The 3,455-nt window shown below is 64.6% G+C and carries 3 protein-coding genes and 1 pseudogene; all 4 read right to left on the reverse strand.

Translation table 11 applies throughout. The features are described 5' to 3' along the window. Nucleotides 1-668 (reverse strand): annotated as a pseudogene (locus DBR20_RS11220) (hypothetical protein); the annotation flags it as partial. 594 nt (nucleotides 669-1,262) lie between these two features. After that, nucleotides 1,263-2,540 (reverse strand): citrate synthase, encoded by a 1,278-nt coding sequence (locus DBR20_RS11225; RefSeq protein ID WP_089236664.1) that lies wholly within the window; start codon nucleotides 2,538-2,540, stop codon nucleotides 1,263-1,265. A gap of 296 nt (nucleotides 2,541-2,836) precedes the next feature. Next, a complete protein-coding gene (locus DBR20_RS11230) occupies nucleotides 2,837-3,079 on the reverse strand; it encodes a type B 50S ribosomal protein L31 (protein ID WP_006389217.1) in 243 nt (80 codons plus the stop codon). Nucleotides 3,080-3,166: 87 nt separating this feature from the next. After that, on the reverse strand, nucleotides 3,167-3,455 hold a 289-nt coding region (locus DBR20_RS23005), incomplete at its 5' end, for a nucleoside hydrolase (protein WP_343125685.1).

Here is a 3,455-nt window from a genome sequence, read left to right on the forward strand (position 1 = left end):
GGGTCCATTGGGCTGGTACCCGGCGCTGCGCCCGCTGCCGGCGCAACCGGAGGTGCACCGGCAGCGTCCGGGCCCGCCGTGGTGGCCCCGCGGAACAGCGAATCCACCCAGTAGTTGAGGTCGCTCTCCGGTGCGCCTGCAGCAGCGCTGCCAGCTCCGGCCACGGCAGCACCGGCAGTGGTGGCAGCGGCGCCTGCGGTCGCGCCGGCAACCTTTGCGCCGGCGCCCAGCACGCCACCGATGGCCGAGGTCAACAGGCCAGCAGTGAGCAGGGTCGCCACAGCCCAGGACACGAAGCCGTGCGCGGTGTCGCGGAAGTAGGTTTCATCACCGTGCAGCTGCGTCCACTTGGTGCGCAGGCGACCGGCCAGGTAGCCGCCAAGACCGGAAGCGGCCAGCGCGGTGAAGGTCAGCCACGCGACGCTGGTCCAGCCGAAGGTTTCCTTGGACACCCCTTCGAACGACCAGGGCGAAACCGAGGACAAGCCGAGGCCAACACCCAGGATCAGCAGGATCAGCGACAGTGCGGCGGCCGCAACGGCGCCGGCGAAAATGGCGCCCCAGGACACCGCGCTTTCGCTGGGCGGTGGCACGACGGGAGTGGCCACCACGGTGGCGATGTCAGAACCGAGTGGATCGCGCTCGGGCAGGTCGAAACGGGTACTCATGGGTTGGACGCTCCGTATCAGTGCTGCAGGTGCAGCTGGCGTCCTGAGGCTGCGCGAGCGCTCGTGAAGCTGGTGAGACCCTTGAATCACGCGGTCTTGCCGCGGCGAACATCGTGCCACGCGACCGGGCGCAGTAGATCCACGCCATGCGTGGATGATGTTTCGCGGACGCCCAAATCGTGCCAACCAAGGTTGGCCCCCACCGAAGCCGGAGCGCAGTAGATCCACGCCATGCGTGGACGATGTTTCGCGGACGCCAAAATCGTGCCAACCAAGGTTGGCACCCACCGAAGCCGGAGCGCAGTAGATCCACGCCATGCGTGGATGATGTTTCGCGGACACTCAAATCGTGCCAACCAAGGTTGACGCCCACCGAAGCCGGAGCGCAGGAGATCCACACCACGCGCGGATGGGAAAGCGTGCCAACCAAGGTTGGCACCCACCGAAGCCGGAGCGCAGTAGATCCACGCCATGCGTGGATGATGTTTCGCGGGCGCCGAAAGCGTGCCAACCAAGGTTGGCATCTACCAAAAGCGAAGCAAAAAAAACGCCCCGCGGTTGCGGGGCGCTTTCAGCACAACCTACGCGGGGCTATCAGCCCTGGTAGTCGCGCACGTCGTGGCCGGTGTAGACCTGGCGCGGACGGCCGATCTTCATTTCCGGGTCGACCTGCTGTTCCAGCCAATGCGAGACCCAGCCGGAAGTACGGCCCAGGGCGAACATGACGGTGAACATCTCGGTCGGGATCTGCAGCGCCTTGTAGATGATGCCGCTGTAGAAATCGACGTTCGGGTACAGCTTGCGGGCGACGAAGTACTCGTCCTGCAGCGCGGCCTGTTCCAGCTTCACAGCCACGTCCAGCAGCGGATCCTGCACGCCCAGCTGCTTGAGCACCTTGCCGGTCATCTCGCCGATGACCTTCGCGCGCGGGTCGAAGTTCTTGTACACGCGGTGGCCGAAGCCCATCAGACGGAAGCCGGAGGTCTTGTCCTTGGCCTTGAGCACGGCCGACTCGACGTTGTCGGCCGAACCGATCTCTTCCAGCATCTTCAGCACGGCTTCGTTGGCACCGCCGTGGGCCGGACCCCACAGCGCGGTGACGCCAGCGGCGACCGACGCGTACGGGTTGGCACCGGTCGAACCGACCAGACGCACGGTCGAGGTCGAGGCGTTCTGCTCGTGGTCGGCGTGCAGGATGAACAGCAGATCCAGCGCCTTGACCACATCCGGGTTCAGCTCGTACTGGCCGTCGGCCGACTCGAAGGTCTGCTTCAGGAAGCGGCTGACGTAGTCCAGCGAGGTGTCCGGCTTGTTCGCCGGCAGGCCCTTGCCGTGGCGGTAGATCAGCGCCGACAGGGTCGGCACCTTGGCGATCAGGCGCACGGCGGCCTGGCGGCGCTGTTCGGCGTCGGACAGGTCCAGCGAGGCGTGATAGATGCCCGACAGCTGCGCGATGGCGGCGGTCAGGATGGCCATCGGATGGGCATCCTTGGCGAAGCTGCCGATCAGGGTATTGATCGACGCATCGACGTTGGCTTCGGCAGCCAGCTCGTCGGTGAAGGCCTTCAGCTGCTCGGCGCTCGGGCGCTCGCCGTTGATCAGCAGGTAGGCCACTTCGACGTAGCTCGACTTCTCCGACAGCTGCTCGATCGGGTAGCCGCGATACAGCAGCACGCCCTTGTCGCCGTCGATGTAGGTGATGGCGGACTTGCAGCTGGCCGTCGCGGTGAAACCGGAATCGTAGGTGAAATACCCCGTTTCCTTGGTCAGCTTCGCGATGTCGACGCAGTCGTTGCCGAGGGTGGGTTTGATGACGGGCAGAACGACCGACGTATCGCCGGCGTTGAGCGTGACCTGATCAAGATCGGACACTGTGTGCGCTCCTTCATGGGAAGGCGCCTGCCCAAGCGCATTGGTCAGGCACGTGAATGACGTCCTCGGCCTGTGCCGGGGATCAGGTCATTATCGCACAGCAGCATTTGCCGGGCGCTAGACAGAAGTCGTAGACGACAGGCAGCCGGCACCCTGCCAGCGAGCGGCCGGGATCGGCAAAAGCGTTGTCACAAGGACGCAGTGTTCCGTCCATCCAAACGCCCGTTGGGTAGGCGCTGGACAAAAACAAACGGCCGCGCAGAGCGCGGCCGTCCGTTCGAACCGGGTACGACGTATCAGCGCGCGTAGCGCTTCTGGAACTTGTCGATACGGCCCGAGGTGTCGATGACCTTGTGCTTGCCCGTGTAGAACGGATGCGAAGCCGAGGAAATTTCAACCTTCACCAGCGGGTAGTCGTTGCCGTCTTCCCACTTGATGGTTTCCTTCGTGCTCATGGTCGAGCGGGTCAGGATCTTGAAATCGGAGGTGACGTCATGGAAGACGACGTCGCGGTAGTTCGGATGGATATCGGCCTTCATGGGCTCACACCGTAAATGGGCTGGTGGTCAAGAGCGGCATTATAAGCACTGGTTGCCGCCCGGGGCAACCAGTGCGGGGGGCGAATCTCAGTCCGCGCCCAGGGCCTGGCGTACCAGGGCCTCGAAACGCCCCTGGTCGTAGGCCATCAGCAGATCGCAGTTGTCCGGCTGGCCGGTCTGACGGTTCCAGTCGACGATGGTGGCGCCACGGCTGAACGTCCCGTTCAGTTCCACATTCAGCGGCCGCGACTCGACCTGCAGCTGCCCTTCCGGGTTCAACGCCCAGGCCATGGCCAGCGCATCGGCGGTGTACCAGCGCCCGCCCTTGCTGTCTTCGGACAGGCCACGGGTCTTGCGCGAGATCAGCTCGTAGAAG

The organism is Stenotrophomonas sp. HMWF023 (assembly GCF_003060985.1).
GTDB lineage: Bacteria > Pseudomonadota > Gammaproteobacteria > Xanthomonadales > Xanthomonadaceae > Stenotrophomonas > Stenotrophomonas lactitubi.